Raw genomic sequence first — 23,370 nt, forward strand, 5'->3', positions numbered from 1 at the left:
AGCCCGTAGACTGGGAGGCGTGAAGAAGCTCCCCCTTTCTGCCGCTCTGCTGCTGGGCCTGCTGACCCTGAGCGCCTGCCAGAACAAGACCGAGACGACCACCGAAACCAAGACGGAAACCGAGACCGAGACCACCAAGACCGAAACGAGCACGACCACGGAGGTGACGGCCCCCGGCGCGGTGCCGGGCGGGTACGTGGAAGTCAAAGCCCTGACCGACAAGCCGGTGCGCGAGTTCAAGCAGGAGCCGGCCATGAGCCTGCAAGACGGCCAGGACTACTACGCGCTGCTCGACACGAACAAGGGCCAGATTCTGGTGGACCTCTACGAGCAGGAAACGCCCGTGACCGTCAACAACTTCGTGACGCTGGCCCGCAACCACTTCTATGACGGCACCCGTTTTCACCGCGTCATCGAGGGCTTCATGGCGCAGGCGGGCGACCCCAAGAGCGCCGACGAGGCCCAGAAGGACGCCTGGGGCACGGGCGGCCCCGGCTACCAGTTCGCCGACGAAATCCGCTCCAAGCTCACCTTTGGCGGCAGCGGGATTCTGGCGATGGCGAACAGCGGTCCGGCCACCAACGGCTCGCAGTTTTTCATCACCTTCGAGCAGACGCCGCACCTCAACGGCCTGCACACCATCTTCGGCAAGGTCGTCACGGGCGACGACGTGCTGCCCAAGCTGACCCGCACCAGCGGCGGCGACGGCGCTCCGGTGGAAGGCGCGGTGGCCGACAAGCTGCTGAGCGTGCGCATTCTGACCAAGGCCCAGTGATGAGGGAGCAGGTGATGAAAGGCCTGGCGATAAAACGCCTCGCCCTGCTGCTGCCTGTGCTGGCCCTGGCCGCCTGCGGCAAACAGACCGTGAGGGCGCCGGGCGACTACGACCTGAGCGGCACCCTCGGCGGGGGCTGGGCGGAGGGCGCCAACCTGCGCCTCGCCCTGGTCGGCACGGGCCTGCCCAACGTGGTGACGAACACCGCCAACCTCGCCCAGACGCGCCTGACCCCGGGTGCGGCCTTCGGGGTGGACCTGCCGGACCTGCCCGACGTGGCCGGCGTCTATCAGGTCGTCGCCTTCGACGACGCCGACAACGACGGCACCTTCGACCCCAGCGAGACCTTCGCCCGCAACCGCCAGTGGCTGATGTTCAGCCCGCGCGGGGGCGACCTGCCAGCGGTCCGGGTGCCGGAGGGGCTGCCCGGCGCCGGGGAAGAAGCGGTGCCCGCCATGACGGTGGCGCAGGGCTGGAACCTGTACGACCGCGCCCGGCCTCTGGGCGACGGCAACCCCCGCCCCGGCAGCAAGGTGACGGGCTACGACCTGAGCCGCTGAGCAGAAGGGAGAGGGGTGAGGGCGAAGGGAAGGCGCGTGCGGGCGTCCCTTCACCCTTATACGGATTCCGATTGAATCTGGTAGTTTCAGATTCAATCCGACTTGCAAAGCTGCGCAGCAGAGCGGATGCGAGTAGGAAAAAATACGGATTCCGCGATATGGATGCACAGGCGGCGCTTTCCCGACTGTGCAGGAATTAAGCGGAATCCGTATTACCCCTCACCCCTCCACCCTTTACCCTCTACCCTGTGCCCATGCTCACCCTGATTCTGGCCCAGGTCACCACCCTCGACCCGGCGTGCCCGGGGGCGCAGGCGGTGCTGGTCGGCGGCGGGCGGGTGCTGGCGGTGGGTGCCCGCGAAGACCTGACGGCTCTGGCCCCCCGCGCCGAGGTGCTCGACCACCGTGACCTGCTGCTGACCCCCGGCCTGTGCGACGCGCACACCCATCTGGTGATGTACGGGGCGTCGCTGTCGCAACTCGACGTGCAGGGGGTGCGCAGTGTGGGCGAGGTGCGCTCAAAGCTGCGCGAGCGGGCGGCGCGGACCCCGGCGGGCGAGTGGATTGTGGGCGGCGGCTTTCTGCTGTCCGAGATGGGCCTGAGCGGGTACCCCACCGCCGCCGACCTCGATGCGGTCAGTCCTGACCACCCGGTGCTGCTGCACTCGCGCGACCACCACATGCTCTGGGTCAACAGCCGGGCGCTGGCCCTCGCCGGGATTCACGACCAGACCCCCGACCCGGAGGGCGGCCACATCGTTCGGCCCCTGGGTTGCCTTCAGGAAACGGCGCAGGCGCTGGTGGCCGACCTCGTGCCCGCGCCCGGTGAGGCCGAGTGGCTGGCGCACGCCCGCGCCGGGGCGCAGGACCTCGCCGCGCGGGGCTTTGTCGCCACGCACACCATGGCCTTCGAGCCGTCGGCGGCCCCGCGTGCCCTGCAAACCCTGGCGGCGCGGGGCGAACTGCCGCTGCGGGTCTGGGCCTGTCTGCCGCACGAGCGGCTGGCCCAAGCGCACGACCTGGGACTGGCACGCGGGGCGGGGGGGCTGTTTCAGTGGGGCGGCGTCAAGTTCTTCGCCGACGGCGCGCTCGGCAGCCGCACCGCCTGGCTGCACGCGCCGGGGTTTGCCGACGGCTCCGGCACCGGCATCGCCCTGGACTCGCCCGAACTGATGCTCGAACGGGGCCGCGAGGCGCTGAAGCTGGGCCTGACCCCCGTGACCCACGCCATCGGGGACCGCGCCAACACCGAGGTGCTGAACGTCTACGAGCAGCTTCGCCCCGAGGCGGAGGCGCGGGGCATCCGGCTGCGCATCGAACACGCCCAGCACCTGCGCCCGCAAGACCTGCCGCGTTTCCGGGGCCTGAGTGCCAGCGTGCAGCCCATTCACCTTCAGGGCGACGCCGCCATGATTCGTGGGCTGCTGCCGCAGGGCGAGGTAACGAGCTTCGCGTTCCGGTCGCTGAAAGAAGCCGGGGCCACCCTCGCCTTCGGCAGCGACGCGCCGGTGGCCCCGCCGAGCGTGCAGGCCAACTTCGCCGCCGCCGTGACCCGGCTGGGCGACGACGGTCTGCCCCTCGCCCCGCACGAGGCGCTCACGCCCGGCGAAGTGCTGTGGGCCTACACCCGAGGCCCCGCCCTCGCCGCCGGGTGGAACGGCGAAGGCTGGATTCGGCCCGGAGCGCGGGCGGCGTTTACCCTCTGGGACGAACTGGGCGGCGCGGCGCGGGCACTGGTTCTTTAGTACGGCTTTGCAAAAGAGTTTGGGCCTCCACACTGTTGTTCCGAGCAGAGCGAGCCGCGCAGGGCCGATAGAAGTGCTCCCTAGCCCGCTTTCAGCGCGGGGAGGAGAGGAGAAGACGGGGCTGGGCGACGCGGATTTGCAAAGCTGCGAAGCAGAGCACATTCGGCCGCTTTCCTCGGAGGTGCGGAGTAACCAATGGTTCGGACAGTTTTGAGAACCTGGCTTCTGAATTGCGATGAATGCGGTGTTTTTAGCTCCTCCCCCCTTGCGGGGGAGGCTGGGAGGGGTAACATAAATGGCGTCCCAGACAACTAATACGGATTCCGATTGAATCTGGTCGTTTCAGATTCAATCCGAGCGGATGCGAGTAGGAAAAAATACGGATTCCGCGATATGGATGCACAGGCGGCGCTTTCCCGACTGTGCAGGAATTAAGCGGAATCCGTATAAATCGCAGTTTCTTCAGCCGAAAATTATGAATCTGTCCGAACCGTTGATAAAGCCCAGTCCCGTATCAGGGCCGTCTCAGCCGCGCCAGCCCCAGCAGAAGCAGGCCCAGCCCGGCGAGCAGGGGTCCGGTGTGGTCCTGTTTGACCCCCCACCAGTAGTGCAGCGCGGCCAGCCCGGCGGCGGGGTAGACCAGACGGTGCAGCCGGGTCCAGCGCCGGAAGCCCAGCCGCCGCACGCTGCCCTTGCCGCTCGTGAGCACCAGCGGCACGAGCAGCAGCAGCGCCGCAAAGCCCGAGGTGACGAAGGGCCGCTCGGCCACGTCCTCCCAGATGCGGCCCAGATGAACGTCCTGCCCGCGCACATAAAGCCCGAAGTGCAGCGCCGCGTAAAAGGCCGCGAGCAGCCCCAGCGCCCGGCGAACGCGGGCGGCCCAGGTCCACCGCAGCCAGACCCGCGCCGGTGTGCAGGCGAGCGAGAGGGTCAGCAACATCAGTGCCAACTGTCCCGTCTGGTGGGTGGCCTGCTTGACCGGGTTGGCCCCCAGCCCGCCCGTCAGCGCGTCCCAGCCGAGGAAGGCAGCCGGCACCAGACCGCCGAGGGCCACTCCCGGTTCCAGCCACGCCAGCGGCGGAAGGCGGCGCACCTAGAAGTTCCGCCGCAGGTCCATGCCTGCGTACAGCCCCGCCACCTGCTCGGCGTAGCCGTTGAAGGGCAGCGTGGGACGGCGCCCGCTTTCCCCGATGCGCTGCTCGGTGGCCTGCGACCAGCGCGGGTGCGGCACGGCGGGGTTGACGTTGGCGTAAAAGCCGTATTCGTGCGGAGCAGCCAGCGCCCAGGTGGTCGGCGGCGGCGTCCGCGTGAGCGTGATACGCACGATGGCCTTGATGCTCTTGAAGCCATATTTCCACGGCACGACCAGCCGCAGCGGAGCGCCGTTTTGCGGCAGCAGAGTCCGGCCCTCCAGCCCCACGGCGAGCAGGGTGAGCGGGTGCAGCGCCTCGTCCAGCCGCAGGCCCTCGGTATACGGCCAGTCGAGCACCCAGGGCCGTTGCCCCGGCAGCTTGTCGGGGGCGTGGATGGCGGTGAACTGCACGTACCTCGCGGCGCCCGTCGGCTCTACGCGGCGCAGCAGGTCGCCCAGCGAAAAGCCCAGCCACGGCATTACCATGCTCCAGCCTTCCACGCAGCGCATGCGGTAGATACGGTCCTCGGGCGGAAACCAGCGCGTGAGCGTGTCCACGTCCAGCGTGACGGGCTTTCTCACCTCGCCGTCCACCACCACCGTCCAGGGCCGCGTGACGAGCGCTCCGGCATTTCGGGCGGGGTCGCCCTTGCCCAGCCCCAGTTCGTAGAAGTTGTTGTAGGTGGTCATGTCGCGGTAGCTCGTCAGCGGCTCGCGGGTATCGTACGGCCCGCTCGGACGAATGACGCGCCCCGCCGGTTCGGGGACCGGGGGCGCCGCAGCAGGACCGGCCCCCGAACCGGCGGAGCGCGTGAGCAGCGTCAACCCCCCGCCGAAGCCGGCAGCGGTGGCGGTCAGCAGCGCGGCCTGCCTGAGCAGTTCGCGGCGGCCCGGGTCGGCAGGGGGGGCTGGGGGACGGGGGTCGGTCATGGTCCTCGGCTCCGGGTGGCGCTCCGCGGCGCGTGCGAAAGGGCGTAGGTGGCCAGCACCTCGTCTTCCGACCAGACGCTGCGGGCGCGGCCTGCGTGCTTGGCGGCGTAGAGACGGCGGTCGGCGAGGTCGAGGAGCGCGGCATGGTCCGGTGCTTCTTCCAGCATGGCCCCGCCGCCACTGAGCGTCAGGTGGGGAAAACCCGGCAGCGGCGTGTTCTGTACGGCCTGCAACATCCGCTCGCCGACGGCGCGGGCCTGTTCACGGCTGACCCCGCGCAAAATCACCAGAAATTCCTCGCCCCCCCAGCGGGCCGCCGTGTCGCCGGGGCGCAACTGGCCCTCGATCAGCCGCGCCACATGCACCAGCGCCTGATCGCCCCGAGCGTGTCCCAGCGAATCGTTGATGCGCTTGAAGTCGTCGAGGTCGAGAATCAGCAGCGCCGCGTCCCCCACCGCCCCCGCCGACTGCTCGGGTGCCAGCGCGCCCTGGGCCAGCTCGAGCGCCCGCAGTTCCTCGTCGGCCATGTGCCGGTTGGCGAGGCCGGTGAGCGGGTCCCGAAAGGCGAGGTCCTGAAGCCACGCGCTGCGGGCCTGCGCCACGCTGACCTGCCGCCCGTAGACCGACATGAAGCCCATCAGCCCCGCCAGCACCATGTTCATCAGCAGCAGAATCAGGTCGCTGCCGGGAATGGTCAGCACCAGCACCAGCAGCAGCCCGTAGACCATCGCCACGATAGGCACGGCCTGGCGCGGCGGCAGCAGGGTCAGCGCCAGCGCCGACGTGATGGCCGCGTTGGTGAGCTGCTGGGGGCTGAGCACCCCGCCGTGCCAGACCATCAATGCGGCCTCGGTCAGCAGCCACACCAGCGCCAGGGTCACCGCCAGCCGGTGAATGTGGTCTTCGGGCAGCGGGCGGCGCAGGCTCAGGCCGACCATCGCTGCGCTCAGCGCCACGCCGGTGACGCCCGCCGCCAGCCGGGGCGGGTCGTGCATGCAGGCCAGCGCCGCCAGCACCTGAAGCACCCCTGTCAGCAGGGTCAACGCCAGATATACCCCTGGCCGACGCCGCATGCGGGCCTCGGGCAAAGGAAAGCGGAGCGGAGTCATGACCTGTCATTAGACATGGAAACGATTTGTGGCGACTTAAGACAGGTCGAAAGTGATCTTTAGATCAGCCGGGCGGCCTTGAAAAGCCCCCAGCCGTGCGAGGAGCGATTGCACTGGGAATGAACTCGCAAAATCGCTTGCGGAGAAGGTCCGGTGTGTTCCCGAACATCTCGCAGTGTGAGGTGCAAAGGACTCGACCTTCTGACCCGGCCTTCACCCTCGGCCCTCCTCAGCTCCGGCGCGTCACCCCGTCGAGGGTCAGCAGCGGGCCGTACAGCTCGGGGCGGCGGTCCCGGAAAAAGCCCATCCCGGCGCGGAACTTGCGGGCTTCCTTGAGGTCGAGGTCAAAGAGCAGCGGCCCTTCCTCGGTTTCGCCGAATTCGGCCACGAGTTCGCCCGTGTAGTCGGCGATAAAGGCGTGGCCGTAGTAGGTCTGCTCCAGCCCGCCGACAATTTCCTTGCCGATGCGGTTGGCCGCGCCGATAAACGTCGAATTGCTCACCGCGTGGCCCTGCATGGCCCGCTGCCACATCAGGTAGCTGTTGGGCGTGTCCACCTCGGCAGGCTCACTGCCGATGGCGGTGGGGTAGAGCAGGAAGTCGGCCCCCTGAAGCATCATCACGCGGGCGGTTTCGGGGTACCACTGGTCCCAGCAGATGCCCACGCCGATGCGCCCGTACCTCGTGTCCCAGACCTTGAACCCCGTGTCACCGCCGTTGAAGTAGTACTTTTCCTCGTAGCCGGGGCCGTCGGGAATATGGGTTTTGCGGTAGTTGCCGAGCAGCGTGCCGTCGGCGTCGATGCACACCAGCGAGTTGTAGTGCGCCTGCCCCGCCTTTTCAAAGTAGCTGACGGGCAGCACCACGTTCAGCTCGCGGGCCAGCTCCTGAAACCGCCCGATGAAGGGATGGCCCTCGATTTCGTGCGCCAGGGCGAAGTATTCCTCGCGTTCCACCTGACAGAAGTACAGGTTTTCAAACAGTTCGGGCAGCAGAATGACCTGGGCGCCCTGCTTGGCGGCGTCACGGACATGCTGCACGGCGCGGGACACGTTGTCCTCAAGGTCGCTCGTCATGTGCATCTGAATCACGGCGAGTTTGACGTGGTCGGGGCGGCGGTTCATGGGGAGAGGATAGCGGGCGGGCGTCAGCGCGTTGGTAGTGCAACCTTTGACGGATGCGCTTTTCCTACCTGCCGTCCAGGGTAGAGCCATGCTTGGCCTGTTCCTTTTCTTGACGCTGCCTCTGACCGCCGCACTGCTCCTGGGCCTCGGCGTGGGGTGGCTGGGCCGCTGGATACCTGGGGGCCGATTCTGGTGTCTTGCTTGGGGAGTTGGGGCGCTCCTTTTGCCTGCCGCCTCGCTGCGGGGCTACATGGAGGCCACCGTGCAGGCCGCCGCTCTTGCGCCGCAGCGGGCCGCTGTATGGTCTGCCTTTCAAGTCGAGTGCCTTCTTCTGTTCGCTCTCGTCGCTGGACTCACTCTCTGGGGGGCGTGGCGTGCGGCGCGTTGGACGCCTGCGCCCCTGCTGGCGTTATTCCCCATTTTCTACGGGCTGGTCTTGCCGCCTATTTTCGCCGCAATGCCGGATACCGCTACCGAGTGGCTCGCCGTTCAGCTTGACGGCGACGTTAACCGAGGCTTTTTCCTGGCCTGCCTATGTGGAGCCGCACTGCTGACTGGTTTGGTGCTGGCCGGACATCGCCCCTCAGACCCTCAGACCTTTAGACCCTTAGACTCCACTCCATGACCCTCTGGACGCCCGCCCCGTACCCGGCTGCCCCGCCGCACGCCGTCGGCCCCGACCCCGAATTGCTGCTGGCGCTGCTGCCGGGGCTGAGCGCCGAGCAGGCGCGGCACGTGGCGGTGCTGACCGAGCGCGGGATTACGGCCAACAGCGCGGCGCTGGCGGGGGCGCTGGAGGTTCACCGTTTCGCGCCGCATCCCGTGACAGGCGAACTGAGGGCGGTGCAGGGCACGGGCGGCGGGCTGGGCAGCCTGATTGCCAAGATTTTCGGGACCGCCCCCAAAACCACGCAGCACGACGGCGCGGGCCAGAAGGTGCCTGCGGGCGTCAAGGTGGAGTGCCGCGACGAGCAGACCGGGCCGTATCGCCGCGTGTATTCCAAACCCGGCTACGCCTTCCAGCGCAGCAGCGTCTATCTGCCCACCGACAAATCCGCCGACCTGTACGAGGAAAAATCGGGCGGCAGCGGCGACACCGCCTTCGTGTACGTGGGCGGCTGGGGCGGCAAGGGCGGCGCGGTGGACGCGGGGTTTCAGCACGGGCGCTACATGGCCCGCGAGCAGGACGACTGGGCACCCTTTTTTCTGGTCGAGCAGCCCGGCGGGCCGAGCGCGATTACCGTCGCCACCGAGCGCCAGCGCAGCGGCGACCCCTGGCGCTTGCTGGCGGGGCAGGCCGCCGACCTGACCTTCTGGGTGAGTCAGGAAGCGGGGCAGACCATCCTGAGCATGACCATGAGCGGCGTGACCAACCTCGACCGCGAAGCCGCCAGCCTGACCCTCCGCGCGCCGGTGGACCCGCGTTACCGCTGGGACGCGCTGGGCGGCGGCAACGTCCTCAAGCGCATGACCACCATCGGCCAGAGGCGCGGGCATCAGAACCTCCAGAGCGGCTCCTACCTGCGCAACGTGCGCTGGAGCGGCAGCGTCATCGGCACCAGCGAGGCCGACGCCCGCGCCTGGACGGGCCTTCAGACGGGCGGCTACTGCTCATTTCCCGACCCCAAAACCCCCGAAGGCCTGCGGGCCGACGGCGCGGGCGCGAAGTGGCGCGTGCAGTACAGGGACGCGGGGAATGAGACGGACAGTGTGACGCTGCGTTGAGGGCGGATGGCAGAAGGCAGAAGGCAGATGGCTTTTTTCTGACCCTTGCCTCAGGCGAGAAGTGGGAAGAGTGACGCCCGCCTCAGTTCAGCCAACCAGCCCCGTCAGATTCGCCAGGAACAGCGCCGTGAAGCCTGCCAGAAACACCAGCCCGGCATAAGCGAGTGCCTTAAGGCCCCCCGACAGGTGCCGGTTGCCGCTGACGAGGCTGAGGTTGAGCCACGCGAAGACGGGCGCGGTCACGAAGGCGCTGGTCATGGAGAATTTCAGCATGCCCGCCAGCTGGTTTTGCATCAGCAGGATGAGGGCGAGGCTGACCACGCTGATGCCCGTGACCCACAGGCCGACCGAGTGGGACCTGAGTTCGCTCCTGCCCCGCAGCAGCCGCAGCGCCTCGGCACTGGCGCGGGCGTAGCCGTCCACCACCGTGATGGTCGTGCCGAACATGCACATGAAGGCGATGAGCAGAATGACAGGGCGCGACCACTCGCCGATAGTGCGGCCATACATCTGCACGAGCTGGTTGATGTAAGCGGCGCTGGCCGGTTCCAGCTTTTCGCCGTTCCCGTACTGCACCAGCGCCCCCATCGCCAGGAAAAAAAGGGCGAGCAGGGCCGAGGTCACGTAGCCCACATTGAAGTCGAACAGGGTGTCGGCGGCGTTGGCGGGGCTGAGCTTCTGCTTGGCCTTGATCCACATCGAGTTGATGGCGCTGATTTCGATGGGCGCAGGCATCCAGCCCACCAGGGCCACCAGAAAGGGCAGCGTGGCGAGGTTCCAGGGCGAAGGCTGGACGAAGCCGGGCTGTACGTTGGAGCCTTTGCTCGCCGCGACGAAGGTGGACACCACCGTCGCCACCGTCAGCCCGGCCACGATCAGTTTGGTGACGCCGTCCAGCGCCTTGTAGTGTCCGGCAATCAGCAGCGCCCAGACGACCAGCATCATCACGCTCGCCGTTACGGGCGCACTCACGGCCAGTCCGGCAGGCAGCATCGAATTGAGAATGACCGCCGAGAGCAGCCCCACCCCCGCCGCCGAGATGACCGAGGACACCGCGCACAGGATGAAAAAGACCCACAGGTAAGGCCGGCCTTTGTCGGCGTAGCCCTCGATCAGGCTGCGGCCCGTTTCGACGGTGTACTGCGGCCCGAAGCGGAAAAAGGGGTACTTGAGCAGGTTGGTGAGCACGATCAGGCCCGCCAGTTGCCACCCGAACAGCGCCCCGGCCTGCGCCGAGGACACGATGTGCGAGCCGCCGATGGCCGCCGACGCCATCATGATGCCCGGACCCAGGGCGGCCAGTCGGGTGCGCCAGCTCGAAGGACTGGGGGAAGAAGCGGACGGGGCGCTGCGCATTCCGCCCATTGTCACCAAAGCGCGCCTGACAGGCCGGAGCATCATCTAGAGCATTTGACAAAAAGACGTTACGTCTTTTTGGCGAGCGGAGCGAGTGCAAAACACTGAGCAGGGCGGAGAATGGAGTGATGCGGGGTGCCGTTCCGCGCATCACGTAATTCGGAGAACTGCTCTAGGCCGACTCGCAACGAACGGTCCCCCCTGCGGCAAGGCGGAGCAACAGGTGAACAGTGGTCCTGCCCGGAGCGTTACTTCGCTGGCTCGTTTCCGGCTCCGGTGGCAATGGGCCGCGTGTCGTCGCTGACCCAGTCGCTCCACGACCCGGCATACAGGCGGTTGTCCGGTCCCAGCGGGATTCCCGCCAGTTCGCGGGCGAGCAGGTTGGGCGTAGCACTCACGCCGCTGCCGCAGTAGGTGATGGTGGGCGCGTCTCCCACATTCAAGCGCTCGGTCTGGGCCTCGGCGCTGCGGAAGCGGCCCTGCTCGTCCAGCCCCGCGCTGAAGGGCCGGTTCACGGCCCCGGGAATGTGCCCGGCTTTTCTGTCCAGCGGCTCGGTCTCGCCCCGGTAGCGTTCGGGTGCGCGGGCATCGATCAGCACCGTGTCTGCGCTCCGCGCCTGCACCTCCCCGGCAGTGGCGACCATCTCGGGCTGCACCTGGGGGGTGAAGTTGGCAGGGGTGGGCGTCGGCTCCTCGGTGCTCACCTCTCCTCCTGCCGCCAGATACGCGGGCCAGCCGCCGTCGAGCACATACACCTCGCGGTGCCCCAGCCAGCGCAGCAGCCACCACGCCCGCGCCGCGTAAAAGCCCTGGCCGCCACTGGGGTCGTCGTAGCAGACCACCGTGCTGCCGTCGCCGATGCCCGCCGCGCCCAGCCACGCCGCCAGAACTTGCGGGTCGGGCAGAGGATGACGCCCGCCTGCGCCCCCCGGCTGCACCGGCCCGCTGAGGTCGGTTTCCAGGTCGGCGTACGCGGCACCGGGAACGTGCCCCTCCAGGTACGCGAGGCGCCCCAGCAGCGGGTCGGACAGGGCGTAGCGGCAGTCGAGCACGCGCAGGTCCGGGTCGTTTCGGTGCGCCAGCAGCCAGTCGGCGGACTTGAGCGGCGAGGTGAGCGGGGAGGAAAGGGTCATACCGCAGCCTACCGCCCGGCCCTGTGTTGGCCCCAAGTGGCGCGGGCCGCAGCCGGGTTCAGGGGTGCAGGGAAAGGGGGCAGGTAAAGAAACCTTCAGGGGGTGAGGGAAAAATCACTAAATGTGAGAAGATACCTTTGTCACAAGGAACGGATGTCGGGGACCGCGCTGCGGTTTCCGGTACTACCACACTCCGCAGGACGGGAGGAACCATGAGAGACATTATTCAGTCGTACTTCAGCCCCGAAGCCGTGTCCCAGTTGGGTCAGGTCGCCGGACTCGATGCTACCCTCACCCAGCGGGCGCTGAGCCTCGGTCTGCCGCTGCAGCTCGACGCTCTGGCCGCACACGCCAGCACTCCCGAGGGCCGCACCCAGCTCGGCGAAGCCCTGAGCAACCTGCCGCACTTCGGCTCGGTCAGTGAAGCCCTGAGCGCCCCCAGCGGCGCCCTGAACCTCCAGCAGGCGGGCGGACTTCTGGCCCCCACCCTGCTGGGCGGGCAGGCCGACGACATCGTGCAGCAGGTCACGCGCCGCGTGGGTGGCAGCGTGGGCGGGGTGCAGAAGGTCCTGCACATGGCCCTGCCGCTGCTGCTGAGCCTGCTGGGGCGTCAGGGCATGAACGCCAGCACCGCCGAGTCCATGCTCGGCAGCCTGCGCGGTGGCCTGGGCGACCTCGACCTGGGTGGTCTGGCCACTGGTGGTCTGGCTGCGGGTGGTCTGGCTGCCAGTGGTCTGGCCGGGGGCGCCGGGGCTGTCGCCACTGGCCTCGACGCCGGACAGGTGCCCCCCCCGCCCCCCAGCGGCCTGGGCAACGGTGTCACGGCGGCGCAGCTCGCGCCCGGCGCCGTGACCCCCACCAGCCTGCTCGAAACCATTCAGGCCGAATTCAGCGGTGAGAACGCCGACCGCATCGGCCGCGCGGCGGGCTTCAGCGGCGCGACGGCGGGCAAGGCCGTGCTGGGCGCCCTGCCGGTGGTGCTCAGCGCCCTGATCGGTCGGGGCCGCACCGAAGCGGGCGCCGCCGAGCTTCTGAACAACAGCCAGGAACTCGAGCGCCTGACTGGAACCGATGGCCGCCTCAACGCCAGCCTGCTGAGCGACAGCGCCGAGATGGCGCGGCTTGAAGGGCAGGGGCGCGGCGTGCTGGGTCAGCTCTACGGCAACGTGGACGCGCTGACCGGTCGCCTGGGCACCGCACTGGGCGGCAGTGGCGCCAACGCGGGCCGCCTGCTGTCCCTGCTCACCCCGCTGGTGCTGGGGCTGCTGGGCCGCACCGCCCGCACCTCGCGCATGAGTCCGGTGGTCCTGAGCGGGCTGCTCGGCGCCATGCAGGACAAGCTCCCCGGCCTGATTCCGGCGGGCATGGGTGGCCTCGCCGCGCTGCTCGGCACCGGCACCGCTCAGGCTCAGAACGCTCAGGCGCAGACCAGCGAAACGGTGGTCGCCTCCACCACCCCGCGTGTGGTCGAGAACGTGGCCGCGGCCAAGCCTGTGACGCCCGCCGCGCCGGTGGTCACTCCGCCCGTGACTACGGCGACGACCACCTCGGCGCCGGTGCCCGAACGTCGGGGCGGGATTCCCTGGTGGGTGTGGCTGCTTCCGCTGCTGCTGCTGGGCGGCTGCTGGTTCGTCAACAACCAGAACAGGACCACCACGACCACCACGACGAGCACTGCGGCCCAGCAAGACGGCGGCATCATCGTGAGCAACCCGCAGTCGGACAGCAACCTGCCCGCTCAGCCCTTCACCATGAGCGGCACGGCGGCCCCCAACATGCAGCTCAAGATCGAGGACGAGGGCCAGACCGTCGCCGAGGCCACCGCCGACGCCGACGGCAACTGGACCGCCGAGATTCCCGCTCCCACCGTCGGCGAGCACACCTACAGCATCATCGGTGGCGAGGGTGCCAAGAGCGAATTCAAGGTGAACGTCACCGATGAAAACGCCGAGGGCAGCACCGATGCGACTGGCACGGACACGAGCGACACGGACAGCACGGGCACCGACGGCGCCGCAGCGGGTGACTTCACGGTGACCGAACCGGCCCAGAATGCCGACGTGGCCGCCACCGGCTTTAACCTGACCGGCACCGGCACGCCCGGCGAAACCTACGAGCTGCTCGAAGACGGCGTGAGCGTGGGCACCTTCACCGTGGGCGACGACGGCAACTGGACGGCGGACGTGGCCGCCCCCAGCGAGGGCGACAAGACCTACACCATTCAGGACGGCAGCGGCAACGAAGTCGCCACCCTCCCCGTGAAGGTCGGCGCGGGCACCGCCGACGCGGGCCAATGCTCGCAAGACCTGTCGGTCAGCCTGGAAGACGGCGAAACCGTGAGTGCGCCCTTCCGCTTCGGTGGCGTCGGCAGCAGCGACAGCTACACCGTCACCATCCGCCGCGCCGACCGCGTCATCGGCACCAAGAAGATTCCCCTCGGCGCGGGCTGCACCTGGAGCTACAGCAGCAACCCCGGCGGCCGCTCGGGCACCGTCAACGACGTGACCTACGAGGTCCGCGCCAGTGGCACGGCTGCCAGCGCCCCCGCCGACGCGACTCTGAACCTCAAAGTCCGCGCCCGCTGACCTGAACCTCGGCCAACCTGCGGCGCTGCGGGGCACCTCCGGACTTGTTCTGGGGGTGCCCCGCTCTGCTGCCCTGTTCCCCCGAGCGCCGAAAGATGAAGGGAGGCGCCCTTGCCGGGGCTGGCAGGGCCTTCGTAGCCTGAACGTCAGACCGGGCCGTCTGTTTCCTGACACTGAACCCGGGCCGCGTCCAGCGGCAAAGGAGAACCACCATGAAAAAAGCACTGACGCTCGCCGTCCTCGGCACCGCCCTCCTCAGCTCGTGCAGCGTGATCGGCACCCGCAGCGCCGCCGTGTCCGGCCAACTGCGCGGCTTCGACTCGGATCAGAACCTGCGCCTCGCGCTCGTGGGCTTCAACAACAACCAGTACGTGGCCGACGGTCGTCAGGCCCAGGTGCTCGACAAGCTGCTGACCGGCGGCTACACCTTCACCCTGCCCCGTGACGTGCAGTCGGGCGTCTACCGCCTGATCGTCTTCCGCGACGCCAACAACAACAACGCCTACGACAGCGGCGATGCGGTGCTCAGCCGTCACAACGGCAAGTCCCTGATCTACGCCCCCCGCGACAACTATGTCTACAGCGGCGTCAAGTACGGCTGGAACGTGCGCAACGACAGCACGGGCGAGATTCAGACCACCGTCCTCAACAACTACGACATCGACGCGGCCCGCTGAGCGAACGCCAAAAGTCACCACACTTCCCTGGAAAGTCAGCCTCCGCGCTGGCTTTTCTTCTTGCTGATACGGATTCCGATTGAATCTGGTCGTTTCAGATTCAATCCGACTTGCAAAGCTGCGCAGCAGAGCGGATGCGAGTAGGAAAAAATACGGATTCTGCGATATGGATGCACAGGCGGCGCCTTCCCAACTGTATAGGCCCGACTGTGCAGGAATGAAGCGGAATCCGTATGAGAGGGCAAATCGGTGGCAGGGCAAACAAAAAAAAGCCGCGCCCCCTTTGCAGAGAGCGCGGTTTCTGGTGACCCCAACGGGATTCGAACCCGTATCGCTACCTTGAAAGGGTAGTGTCCTAACCGTTAGACGATGGGGCCACACTTCAGAAGGGGGTTGCTCTTCTGCCTTTCAAGGGGCGCCGTTTCCGGCACGCACAGAAAGATACAGGCAGGGCGGAGATTCGTCAATAGGGGGCAGAGGTACGGACGGTGAAAAGGAGAGGGGAGAGGGAACGACCTTCTTCCCTCCCCCCTCTGCCCTGCACCTTTTGTACGGATTCCGCTAAATTCCTGCACAGTCGGAACTACACCGCCTGTGCATCCATATCGCGAAATCCGTATCTTTTCCTACTCCTTTCAGTCGGATTGAATCCAGCAGATTTCTGGATTCAATCGGAATCCGTATTACATATGAATGGCGCGTTTGTCCACCGCCAGCGCGGCTTCCTTGACGACTTCGGCCAGCGTGGGGTGCGCGTGGATGGTGCGGGCGAGGTCCTCGGCGCTGCCGCCGAATTCCATGATGGCGACCACTTCGCCGATCAGTTCAGACACGCCGCCGCCGATCATGTGGACGCCGAGCAGCTTGTCGGTCTGGGCGTCGGCCACCACCTTGACGAAGCCGCGCGGGTCACCGTGGCCCAGGGCGCGTCCGTTGGCGCTGAAGGGGAACTGGCCGGTCTTGACGTTCAGGCCCTTGTCCTTGGCCTGCTTTTCGGTCAGGCCCGCCCAGGCGATTTCGGGGCTGGTGTAGATGATCCAGGGAATCACGTCGTAGTTGACGTGCCCGGCCTGCCCGGCCAGCATCTCGGCCAGCGCCACGCCCTCTTCCTCGGCCTTGTGCGCCAGCATCGCGCCGCCGATCACGTCGCCGATGGCGTACACGCCGGGGAGGTTGGTGCGGTAGTGCTGGTCCACCTTGACGAAGCCGCGCTCGTCGAGCGCCAGCCCCACGCCCTCGGCGTTCAGACCCTGGGTGTTGGGCACGCGGCCGATGGAGACGATCAGCTTGTCGAACTGCGCGGTGACCGTCGAGCCGTTTTCCTCGTAGGAGACGGTCACGCCGCCCTCATCCTGCTTGATCTCACCGATCTTGACGCCGAAGTGGAAGTCGAGGCCCTGCTTCTGGAACTGCTTGAGGGCTTCTTTGGCGACCGCGTCGTCGGCGGCCATCAGGAAGCCGGGCATGGCTTCGAGGATGGTGACCTGCGCCCCGAGGCGCCGCCACACGCTGCCGAGTTCGAGGCCGATGACGCCCGCACCGATCACGCCGAGCTTGCCGGGCACCCGGTCAATCTGGAGTGCGCCGCTGTTTTCCACGATGTGACCGCCGAAGGGCACGCCCGGCAGGGCGCGGGGGCTGCTGCCCGTCGCCACGATGACATGCTTGGCCTTGACCTCGGTGCCCGCGGCGTCCACCACCCACTGCTCACCGTCCTGGCGCACGAGTTTGCCGTAGCCGTGAAACGACGTGACCTTGTTCTTCTTGAACAGGTAAGCGATGCCGCCGGTCAGCTTGTCCACCACGCCGTCCTTGCGGGCCAGCATCTTGGACACGTCGATGCGCGGCGGCTCGACCTGAATGCCGTGCTCGGCGGTGTCGTGCGCGATCATCTCGAAGCGCTCGGAAGAATCGAGCAGCGCCTTGCTGGGAATGCAGCCCACGTTCAGGCAGGTGCCGCCCAGCGAGGGCTTGCCGTCACGCTCGAAGGCGTCCACACAGGCCGTCTTGAACCCGAGTTGCGCCGCACGAATGGCCGCCACGTAGCCTGCCGGGCCGCCCCCAATCACCAGAACGTCAAAGGTATCCATACCGTTTCAGAGCGTACCACCGCCCTCAAGCGGCAAATGGGAGCCGTTCCTGTCAGGGAGACACGGAGGGGCAGCTGCCGACCGGGACCGCCGCCTCGTTGCGCGTCTGCGCCGCAGGCCGGGTGACCTCTTTACGTCGGGGGGGCTGGGCTGCATACTGCCGGACACCAAGAATTCCGCTTCCGTTCCCCGCTGGCGGCTCGTCCCGTCCGTGACCGTTCCTGTGCGCCCTCACCCAGGAGGACCCCCGCCGTGCCCAAGATCTTTCGCAGTCTCTATGTTCAGGTCATCATCGCCATCGTGCTCGGCATTCTCGTCGGGGCACTGTTTCCGAAGTTCGGTGAGGGTCTCAAGCCCTTAGGCGACCTCTTCGTCAAGCTCATCAAGATGATCATTGCGCCCATCATCTTCGCCACAGTCGTGAGCGGGGTCGCCCACATGCGCGACACCAAGAAGGTCGGGCGCGTGGGCGGCAAGGCGCTGCTCTACTTCGAGGTCGTCTCGACGCTGGCCCTGGTCATCGGCATGGTCGTCATGAACGTCCTCAAGCCCGGCGTCGGCATGAACGTGGACCCCAAGACGCTCGACACCGAGGGCCTGACCAAATACACCGAGGCCGCCGGGGAAACGTCGGTGTGGGACCACGTCCTCAAGATTGTGCCCGACACCTTCGTGAGCGCGTTTACCAGCGGTGACCTGCTTCAGGTGCTGCTGGTGGCGCTGCTGTTCGGGTTCGCGCTGCTGCGGCTGGGCAAACTGGGCGACCAGATTCTGCACGGCATCGACGCGGTGAACCAGGTCATCTTCGTGGTGCTGGGCTTCATCATGCGCGTGGCACCCATCGGGGCGTTCGGGGCGATGGCCTTTACGGTGGGCAAATACGGCCTGAAGTCGCTGACCAGCCTCGGCTACCTGATGGGCAGCTTCTACCTCACCTGCCTGCTGTTCATCTTCGTGGTGCTGGGCCTGATTGCGCGGGCCGCGGGCTTCAGCATCGTCAAATTGATTCGCTACATCAAGGAAGAACTGCTCATCGTGCTGGGCACCAGTTCCAGCGAGTCGGCCCTGCCCCGACTGATGATGAAGATGGAACACGCCGGAGCCGAAAAGAGCGTGGTGGGGCTGGTCGTGCCGACCGGGTACTCCTTTAACCTCGACGGCACCAGCATCTACCTGACGATGGCCGCACTCTTTATCGCGCAGGCGACCAACACGCCGATGGGCCTGGGCGAGCAACTGACCCTGCTGGCGGTGCTGCTGCTGACGAGCAAGGGCGCGGCGGGCGTGACGGGCAGCGGCTTCATCACGCTGGCGGCGACGCTGGGCGCGGTGGGTCACGTGCCGGTGGCGGGCATGGCGCTGATTCTGGGCATCGACCGCTTCATGTCCGAGGCCCGAGCCCTGACCAACTTCATCGGCAACGCGGTGGCGACGCTGGTGGTGGCCCGCAGCGAAAACGCCGTGGACATGGACCGCCTGACCCGTGCCCTGAATGGCGAAGACCTCCCCACCATCGAACCCGACGTGGCCAGCGAGGAACGCGGCGAGGGACGGCAGATTGAAAACGGCGAGCCGCCCACAGGCGGAGCGACCATCCACCTCTGATACGGATTCCGATTGAATCTGGTCGTTTCAGATTCAATCCGAGCGGATGCGAGTAGGAAAAAATACGGATTCTGCGATATGGATGCACAGGCGGCGCTTTCCCGACTGTGCAGGAATTAAGCGGAATCCGTATGATACGGGTTTGAACTCTACTCCGCGCCTCCAGGGACAGCGCCTGAATGCGCTCTGCTTCGCAGCTTTGCAAGTCTGCTCGGAAAAATAGATTTTATGGGAAATCTATTTTTCGAAGTCGTATGACCTTCTTGCCCTTGACCTCCCTCCCCCTGCGCCGGGGAGGGCTTTTTCAGGCCGCCCGCAGCCTTTCTTGCTGTCCCAACTGCGCCAGCCACAGCGCCAGATTGCGGCGCACCGGGGGCGGAAGTTTGTGGGCGGCGAACTGGGCGGCGCGGTAGCCGGGGCCGTATTCCTGGGCCACCCACGCCTCGTACTCGGCAAAGGCGGGCAGCGAGAGCGCGAAGCCACGCTGCCGGGCAATCACTTCGCCGTTCAGCCAGAACAGCACGCAGCGGCGGCAAAATTCCAGTTCGCCTTCGGGCAGGTGCAGGGTAAAACCGGAACTGTGCAGCCGCAGCGGGCCGCGATGGTAGAAGCTGCTGCCGAGGGGCGCGGGCGATTTGCTGAAGCCCCGCCGGGACAGCAGCCCCTGGCGGGCATCCAGGCCCAGCAGCCAGAACTGCACCGAGTAGGGCGACTTGGGGAGGACATGAAATCTTGCCATAGCTATTGATAAAGATATATCATTTGCAGATATGACCGCTTCCATTTCTTCTCCGGTGCCCATCACCGTGCTGTGCGGCTTTCTGGGCGCGGGCAAAACCACGCTGCTCAACCACCTGCTGCGTCAGACGGACGGGCGCCGGGTGGCCGTCATCGTCAACGAGTTCGGGGCCGTCAACGTGGACGCTTCGCTGGTCGTGGGGACCGACGAGGAAACCATCGAGCTGTCCAACGGCTGCATCTGCTGCACCTTGCGCGGCGACCTGCTGGAGGCGGTGGACAAACTGCTGCGCGAGCGCGACCTCGACGCCATCCTGATTGAGAGCACCGGCATAGGCGAGCCGCTGCCGATTGCCCAGAGTTTTTGCCTGACGCCGGAAGAACTGGAACTTGGCCCCGGTATCCCCAATCTGGTGGGCCGCGTGTACGTGGACGCGATGGTGACGGTGGTGGACAGCGCCCAGTTTTTCCCGCTGTGGAACCGCGAGGACAGCATTCCCGGCGACGACTTCGGGCGCGGCTTTGGCGAACTGCTGGCAGAGCAGATCGAGTTTGCCGACATCGTGGTGCTGAACAAGGTCGAACTGGCCGACGCGGACGACTTGCAGCGGCTGCGTGAACTGGTGAACATCACCAACCCCCGCGCCCGCGTGCTGGAAACGGTGCGCGGCGAGGTGAACGCCGCCGAGGTGCTGGACGTGCGGCTGTTCGACGCCGAGACCGCCATGCAGATGGACGGCTGGATAGAAGAACTGCAAAAAGAGCACACGCCCGAATCCGAAGAGTACGGGCTGGGCACCTTCATCTATCGCCGTGACGTACCGTTCGACCCCGACGGCCTGCACGCGCTGCTGGAAAGGGGGCTGCCGAGGTCTATCATTCGCAGCAAAGGCTGGGTTAATATGGGGGATGGTGTCGCCACCCTGTGGAACCACACGGGGAGGCAACTGGCACTGGAACAGGCCGGAGCGTGGCTGGACCCGGCGCAGGCGTACAGCGAGCTGGTGTTCATCGGGCAGGATCTGGATGAACCCGCACTGACCAGGCTGTTTGACGCGGCGCTCAGGTCCGGAGGCAAGGCACCCCTCTGTCCCGTTCCAGTCTGAAATCAAGCAAGGAGAGTACAAACATGAGCCGTGAATGCTACCTGACCGGAAAGAAGAACCTCGTCGTCAACTCCGTGATTCGCCGTGGTAAGGCCCGTGCCGACGGCGGCGTGGGTCGCAAGACCACCGGAATCACCAAGCGCGTGCAGCGCGCCAACCTGCACAAGAAGGCCATCCGTGAAAACGGCCAGGTCAAGACCGTGTGGCTGAGCGCCAACGCCCTGCGCACCCTCGCCAAAGGCCCCCACAAGGGCATCGAACTCGTCTGAGCCTTTTTCCTGGGCTTTTTTTCTTGGGAGTGCCTTCGGGCCTCCCTTTTTCGGCCTTTATTTTGATAAGGAGAAATCAATATGCTTAAGCGTCTTCTGACTCTGGTCCTGCTCAGCGGCACCGCGCAGGCCGCTTCCCTTCAGGTGAGCGCGACGACCACCCTGATGGCCGACTTCGTGCGGCAGGTGGGGGGCAACCGCGTGAAGGTCAACGTCATCGTTCCAGCGGGGGGCGACGCCCACACCTTTTCGCCGACCACCGGGGTGATTCGTGCTTTGGCAGGAAGCAAGCTGCTGTTCGCCAACGGTGCGGGCCTGGAACCCTGGCTGCCCCGGCTCAAGGCCGCCGCGCCCAGAGTGCCGGTCAAGGAACTGACGGCGGGCCTGAAACTGCGCGGAGCAGAACACGACCACAGTGCGGACGCGGGCCATGACGCCCACGCCGGGCACGGCCCCCTCGACCCCCATGCGTGGTGGGACGCCGACCTCGCCGCCGGGTACGTGAAGAACGTGCAGGCCGCGCTGAGCAGTGCCGACCCGGCGGGCAAGGCCACCTATGCCAAAAATGCCGCTGCCTATGTCAAGCAGATTCGCGCTGCCGACGCCTGGGCCAAAAAGCAGTTCGCGGCCCTGCCCGCCAGCAAGCGTCAGGTCGTGACCCATCACGATTCGCTGAACTACTTCGCCCGGCGCTACGGCCTGAAAGTGGTCGGGGCCGTGATTCCCGGCCTGAGCACCGAGCGGGAGCCGAGTGCGCGTGAGCTGGCGACCCTGGCGAGCGCCGTCAAGAAAAGCGGGGCGAAGGTCATCCTGACCGAGAACACGGTCAACGCCCGCCTCGCGCAGACGCTGGCCCGCGAGACGGGTGCCCGCATCGCCCCACCGCTCTACACCGACGCGCTGGGGCCTGCGGGCAGCTCCGGCGACACGTTCCTCAAGGCCCTGAAACACAACGTGCGGGTGGTGACGCAGGCGCTCAGGGGAAGCTGAAGGCAGCAGGTCTGCGTCGCCCCGCCAGGAAAAGCTAACCGGCTGCCCCCCTGCATGGGAAAACATCTGCTAAACTTCCCTGTTTCCTCGGGGCCGCCAGCAGTCCCGAAAAGGGGTGAAGACATGACGGCAGCCGAGAGACAGATTCTGGACGAGCAGATTTTCCCTGCGCCCATCAAGACGGTGGAGGCGGGCAGCCCCGCCGAGCGCGCGGGCGTGCGCCCCGGCGACGTGCTGCTGCGCGTCAACGGCCAGAGCGTGACCGACGTGCTGGCCTACCGCCACCAGCTCGAACGCGGGGTGGTGACCCTCGAAATTGCCCGCCCGCGCGAGGCTCTGCAGGTGATGACGGGCGTGCCGACCACCGCGCAGGACCACCACCGCCTGATGTTGAAGGCCCCGCCCTCTCTGGACGACACCTTCACGTTCACGGTGGAATGGGAAGACCCCGGCCTCGACTTCGAGGAAGTGCTGTTCGACGGCATCAAGAAGTGTGCCAACAAGTGCGATTTCTGCTACGTCCACCAGATGCCGCGCGGCTTTCGCAAGAGCCTGTACATCATGGACGACGACTACCGCCTGTCGTTCCTCTACGGCTCCTTCGTCACGCTGACCAACCTCACCGAAGGCGACATCCAGCGCATCCTGAACGAGAACCTCTCGCCGCTGTACGTCTCGGTCCACACGGCGAACCAGGACCTGCGCCAGGACATGATGAAGTGGTGGAAACTGAAGGTCAAAGACCCCCAGGCCGTGCAGATTCGTTCCATGATCGAGCGGCTGGAGTCCATCGACCTCTACACCCAGATCGTGCTGGTGCCCGAGCGCAACGACCGCGAAAACCTCGACGAGACGGTGGAGTACCTGTCGAGCCGCCCCAACGTGCTTTCGGCGGCGGTGGTGCCCATCGGCCTGACCGGGCACCGCAAGAACCTGCCCGACGTGCGCACCTTCACGCGCGAGGAAGCGCAGGACACCCTGAAGCGGCTGAACGTGTGGCGCAAGAAGTTCTTGCAGGAGCGCGGCACCCGTTTCGTGTTTCCGTCCGACGAGATTTATCTGCTGGCGGGTGAGCCGCTGCCCAGCGAGGAAGAATATGAAGGCTTCCCGATGCTGGAAAACGGCGTGGGCATGATTCGGGATTTCCTGACCGAGGGGCTGCCCGCACTGCCCGCCGCGCTGCCGGAGCCGCGCAAGGTGATTCTGGGCACGGGCCTGCTGTTCGCGGAATCTCTGGACCGCGCCGTGGAGCCGCTGCGCCAGATTGCAGGACTGGACATCGAGGTGCGGGCCGTGGAGAACAAGACCTTCGGGCGAATCACGACGGTGGCGGGCCTGCTCACCGGGCGCTGCTTTCGCCACGCCGTACAGCCGGGCGAGGCGGACCTGCTCATCGTGCCGCCGACCACCCTGCGCTACGGCACCGAACTGATGCTGGACGACGTGAGCCTGAGTGAACTGAGAAACGAATTCAGGATGGACGTGCGGGCGGGCGGCTCGACGCTGGGCGAACTGGCCCGCGTGATTCTGGACGGCGCGCAGAGCAGCGGCCACCAGTGGGGCATGTCGGCGCACGCGGTCAAGGATTCGGGGCGCGGCGGCGCGGCTCCCGGCGAGGCGCTGGAAACCGACGTGGCCGAGTCAGGGATGCACGGCGAGGGCGTGAAGGGACGGGGGCAGGCGTAATACGGATTCCGCTTAATTCCTGCACAGTCGGGAAAG

The 23,370-nt window shown here is 66.7% G+C and carries 19 protein-coding genes and 1 tRNA gene; 11 read left to right on the top strand and 9 right to left on the bottom strand.

Going from position 1 to position 23,370, the window contains the following annotated elements; genetic code table 11:
• Positions 1 to 19: 19 nt before the first annotated feature.
• From G6R31_RS12135 to G6R31_RS12145, 3 genes are all read left to right on the top strand, one after another.
• The gene (locus G6R31_RS12135) at positions 20 to 775 is read left to right on the top strand and encodes a peptidylprolyl isomerase (RefSeq protein ID WP_017872015.1); all 756 of its coding nucleotides are present in this window, start codon (positions 20 to 22) and stop codon (positions 773 to 775) included.
• A gap of 14 nt (positions 776 to 789) precedes the next feature.
• A complete protein-coding gene (locus tag G6R31_RS12140) occupies positions 790 to 1,335 on the top strand; it encodes a hypothetical protein (protein ID WP_026138836.1) in 546 nt (181 codons plus the stop codon).
• A 254-nt stretch (positions 1,336 to 1,589) separates the two neighbouring features.
• Entirely contained in the window at positions 1,590 to 3,080 is a 1,491-nt protein-coding gene (locus tag G6R31_RS12145; protein WP_017872013.1) for an amidohydrolase, read from the top strand.
• Between the two features lie 514 nt (positions 3,081 to 3,594).
• Here the strand turns inward: G6R31_RS12145 and G6R31_RS12150 are convergent.
• The 4 genes from G6R31_RS12150 to aguB form a co-directional block, all read right to left on the bottom strand.
• Entirely contained in the window at positions 3,595 to 4,173 is a 579-nt protein-coding gene (locus tag G6R31_RS12150) for a protein-methionine-sulfoxide reductase heme-binding subunit MsrQ (protein WP_017870479.1), read from the bottom strand.
• Positions 4,174 to 5,142 carry a protein-methionine-sulfoxide reductase catalytic subunit MsrP gene (msrP, locus tag G6R31_RS12155; protein WP_025567650.1) on the bottom strand — a complete coding sequence of 323 codons (969 nt, stop codon included), beginning with the start codon at positions 5,140 to 5,142 and terminating at the stop codon, positions 4,174 to 4,176.
• Positions 5,139 to 6,251, bottom strand: a complete 1,113-nt coding sequence (locus G6R31_RS12160; RefSeq protein WP_081608258.1) for a GGDEF domain-containing protein — start codon at positions 6,249 to 6,251, stop codon at positions 5,139 to 5,141. Before G6R31_RS12160 ends, msrP begins: the two co-directional genes overlap by 4 nt.
• Positions 6,252 to 6,480: 229 nt before the next feature.
• Complete coding sequence (gene aguB / locus G6R31_RS12165; RefSeq protein ID WP_017870482.1) at positions 6,481 to 7,374, bottom strand: N-carbamoylputrescine amidase; 894 nt, start codon at positions 7,372 to 7,374, stop codon at positions 6,481 to 6,483.
• Between the two features lie 621 nt (positions 7,375 to 7,995).
• Here aguB and G6R31_RS12170 point away from each other — a divergent pair.
• Positions 7,996 to 9,099: a hypothetical protein gene (locus G6R31_RS12170; protein WP_017870484.1), complete on the top strand. Its 1,104-nt coding sequence runs from the start codon at positions 7,996 to 7,998 to the stop codon at positions 9,097 to 9,099.
• An 87-nt stretch (positions 9,100 to 9,186) separates the two neighbouring features.
• On the opposite strand, the gene G6R31_RS12175 is transcribed toward G6R31_RS12170, so the two are convergent.
• Positions 9,187 to 10,455: an NRAMP family divalent metal transporter gene (locus G6R31_RS12175; RefSeq protein ID WP_051056488.1), complete on the bottom strand. Its 1,269-nt coding sequence runs from the start codon at positions 10,453 to 10,455 to the stop codon at positions 9,187 to 9,189.
• A 248-nt stretch (positions 10,456 to 10,703) separates the two neighbouring features.
• Positions 10,704 to 11,588 carry a sulfurtransferase gene (locus tag G6R31_RS12180; RefSeq protein ID WP_017870487.1) on the bottom strand — a complete coding sequence of 295 codons (885 nt, stop codon included), beginning with the start codon at positions 11,586 to 11,588 and terminating at the stop codon, positions 10,704 to 10,706.
• A 212-nt stretch (positions 11,589 to 11,800) separates the two neighbouring features.
• Here G6R31_RS12180 and G6R31_RS12185 point away from each other — a divergent pair, with 212 nt between their 5' ends.
• The gene (locus tag G6R31_RS12185) at positions 11,801 to 14,173 is read left to right on the top strand and encodes a DUF937 domain-containing protein (protein WP_017870488.1); all 2,373 of its coding nucleotides are present in this window, start codon (positions 11,801 to 11,803) and stop codon (positions 14,171 to 14,173) included.
• Between the two features lie 212 nt (positions 14,174 to 14,385).
• On the top strand, positions 14,386 to 14,850 hold the full coding sequence (locus G6R31_RS12190; RefSeq protein ID WP_017870489.1) for a hypothetical protein: 465 nt from the start codon (positions 14,386 to 14,388) through the stop codon (positions 14,848 to 14,850).
• 302 nt (positions 14,851 to 15,152) lie between these two features.
• On the opposite strand, the gene G6R31_RS12195 is transcribed toward G6R31_RS12190, so the two are convergent.
• Both G6R31_RS12195 and lpdA read right to left on the bottom strand, forming a co-directional pair.
• Positions 15,153 to 15,227, bottom strand: a tRNA-Glu gene (locus tag G6R31_RS12195).
• A gap of 306 nt (positions 15,228 to 15,533) precedes the next feature.
• Positions 15,534 to 16,940: a dihydrolipoyl dehydrogenase gene (gene lpdA / locus G6R31_RS12200; RefSeq protein WP_017870490.1), complete on the bottom strand. Its 1,407-nt coding sequence runs from the start codon at positions 16,938 to 16,940 to the stop codon at positions 15,534 to 15,536.
• Positions 16,941 to 17,192: 252 nt separating this feature from the next.
• Here lpdA and G6R31_RS12205 point away from each other — a divergent pair, with 252 nt between their 5' ends.
• Complete coding sequence (locus G6R31_RS12205) at positions 17,193 to 18,545, top strand: dicarboxylate/amino acid:cation symporter (protein ID WP_017870491.1); 1,353 nt, start codon at positions 17,193 to 17,195, stop codon at positions 18,543 to 18,545.
• Between the two features lie 304 nt (positions 18,546 to 18,849).
• Here the strand turns inward: G6R31_RS12205 and G6R31_RS12210 are convergent, their stop codons facing one another.
• Positions 18,850 to 19,284: a hypothetical protein gene (locus G6R31_RS12210; protein ID WP_025568122.1), complete on the bottom strand. Its 435-nt coding sequence runs from the start codon at positions 19,282 to 19,284 to the stop codon at positions 18,850 to 18,852.
• A 31-nt stretch (positions 19,285 to 19,315) separates the two neighbouring features.
• Between G6R31_RS12210 and G6R31_RS12215 the strand changes: the two genes are divergently transcribed.
• The 4 genes from G6R31_RS12215 (at position 19,316) to G6R31_RS12230 (ending at position 23,334) form a co-directional block, all read left to right on the top strand.
• Positions 19,316 to 20,389, top strand: a complete 1,074-nt coding sequence (locus G6R31_RS12215) for a CobW family GTP-binding protein (protein ID WP_017870493.1) — start codon at positions 19,316 to 19,318, stop codon at positions 20,387 to 20,389.
• Positions 20,390 to 20,412: 23 nt separating this feature from the next.
• Positions 20,413 to 20,658: a 50S ribosomal protein L28 gene (gene rpmB, locus G6R31_RS12220; protein WP_017870494.1), complete on the top strand. Its 246-nt coding sequence runs from the start codon at positions 20,413 to 20,415 to the stop codon at positions 20,656 to 20,658.
• Positions 20,659 to 20,739: 81 nt separating this feature from the next.
• A complete protein-coding gene (locus tag G6R31_RS12225; RefSeq protein WP_017870495.1) occupies positions 20,740 to 21,648 on the top strand; it encodes a metal ABC transporter solute-binding protein, Zn/Mn family in 909 nt (302 codons plus the stop codon).
• A gap of 123 nt (positions 21,649 to 21,771) precedes the next feature.
• Entirely contained in the window at positions 21,772 to 23,334 is a 1,563-nt protein-coding gene (locus tag G6R31_RS12230; RefSeq protein ID WP_017870496.1) for a DUF512 domain-containing protein, read from the top strand.
• Positions 23,335 to 23,370 lie beyond the last annotated feature (36 nt).

Origin of the sequence: Deinococcus wulumuqiensis R12, assembly GCF_011067105.1 — a bacterium.
Classification (GTDB): domain Bacteria; phylum Deinococcota; class Deinococci; order Deinococcales; family Deinococcaceae; genus Deinococcus; species Deinococcus wulumuqiensis.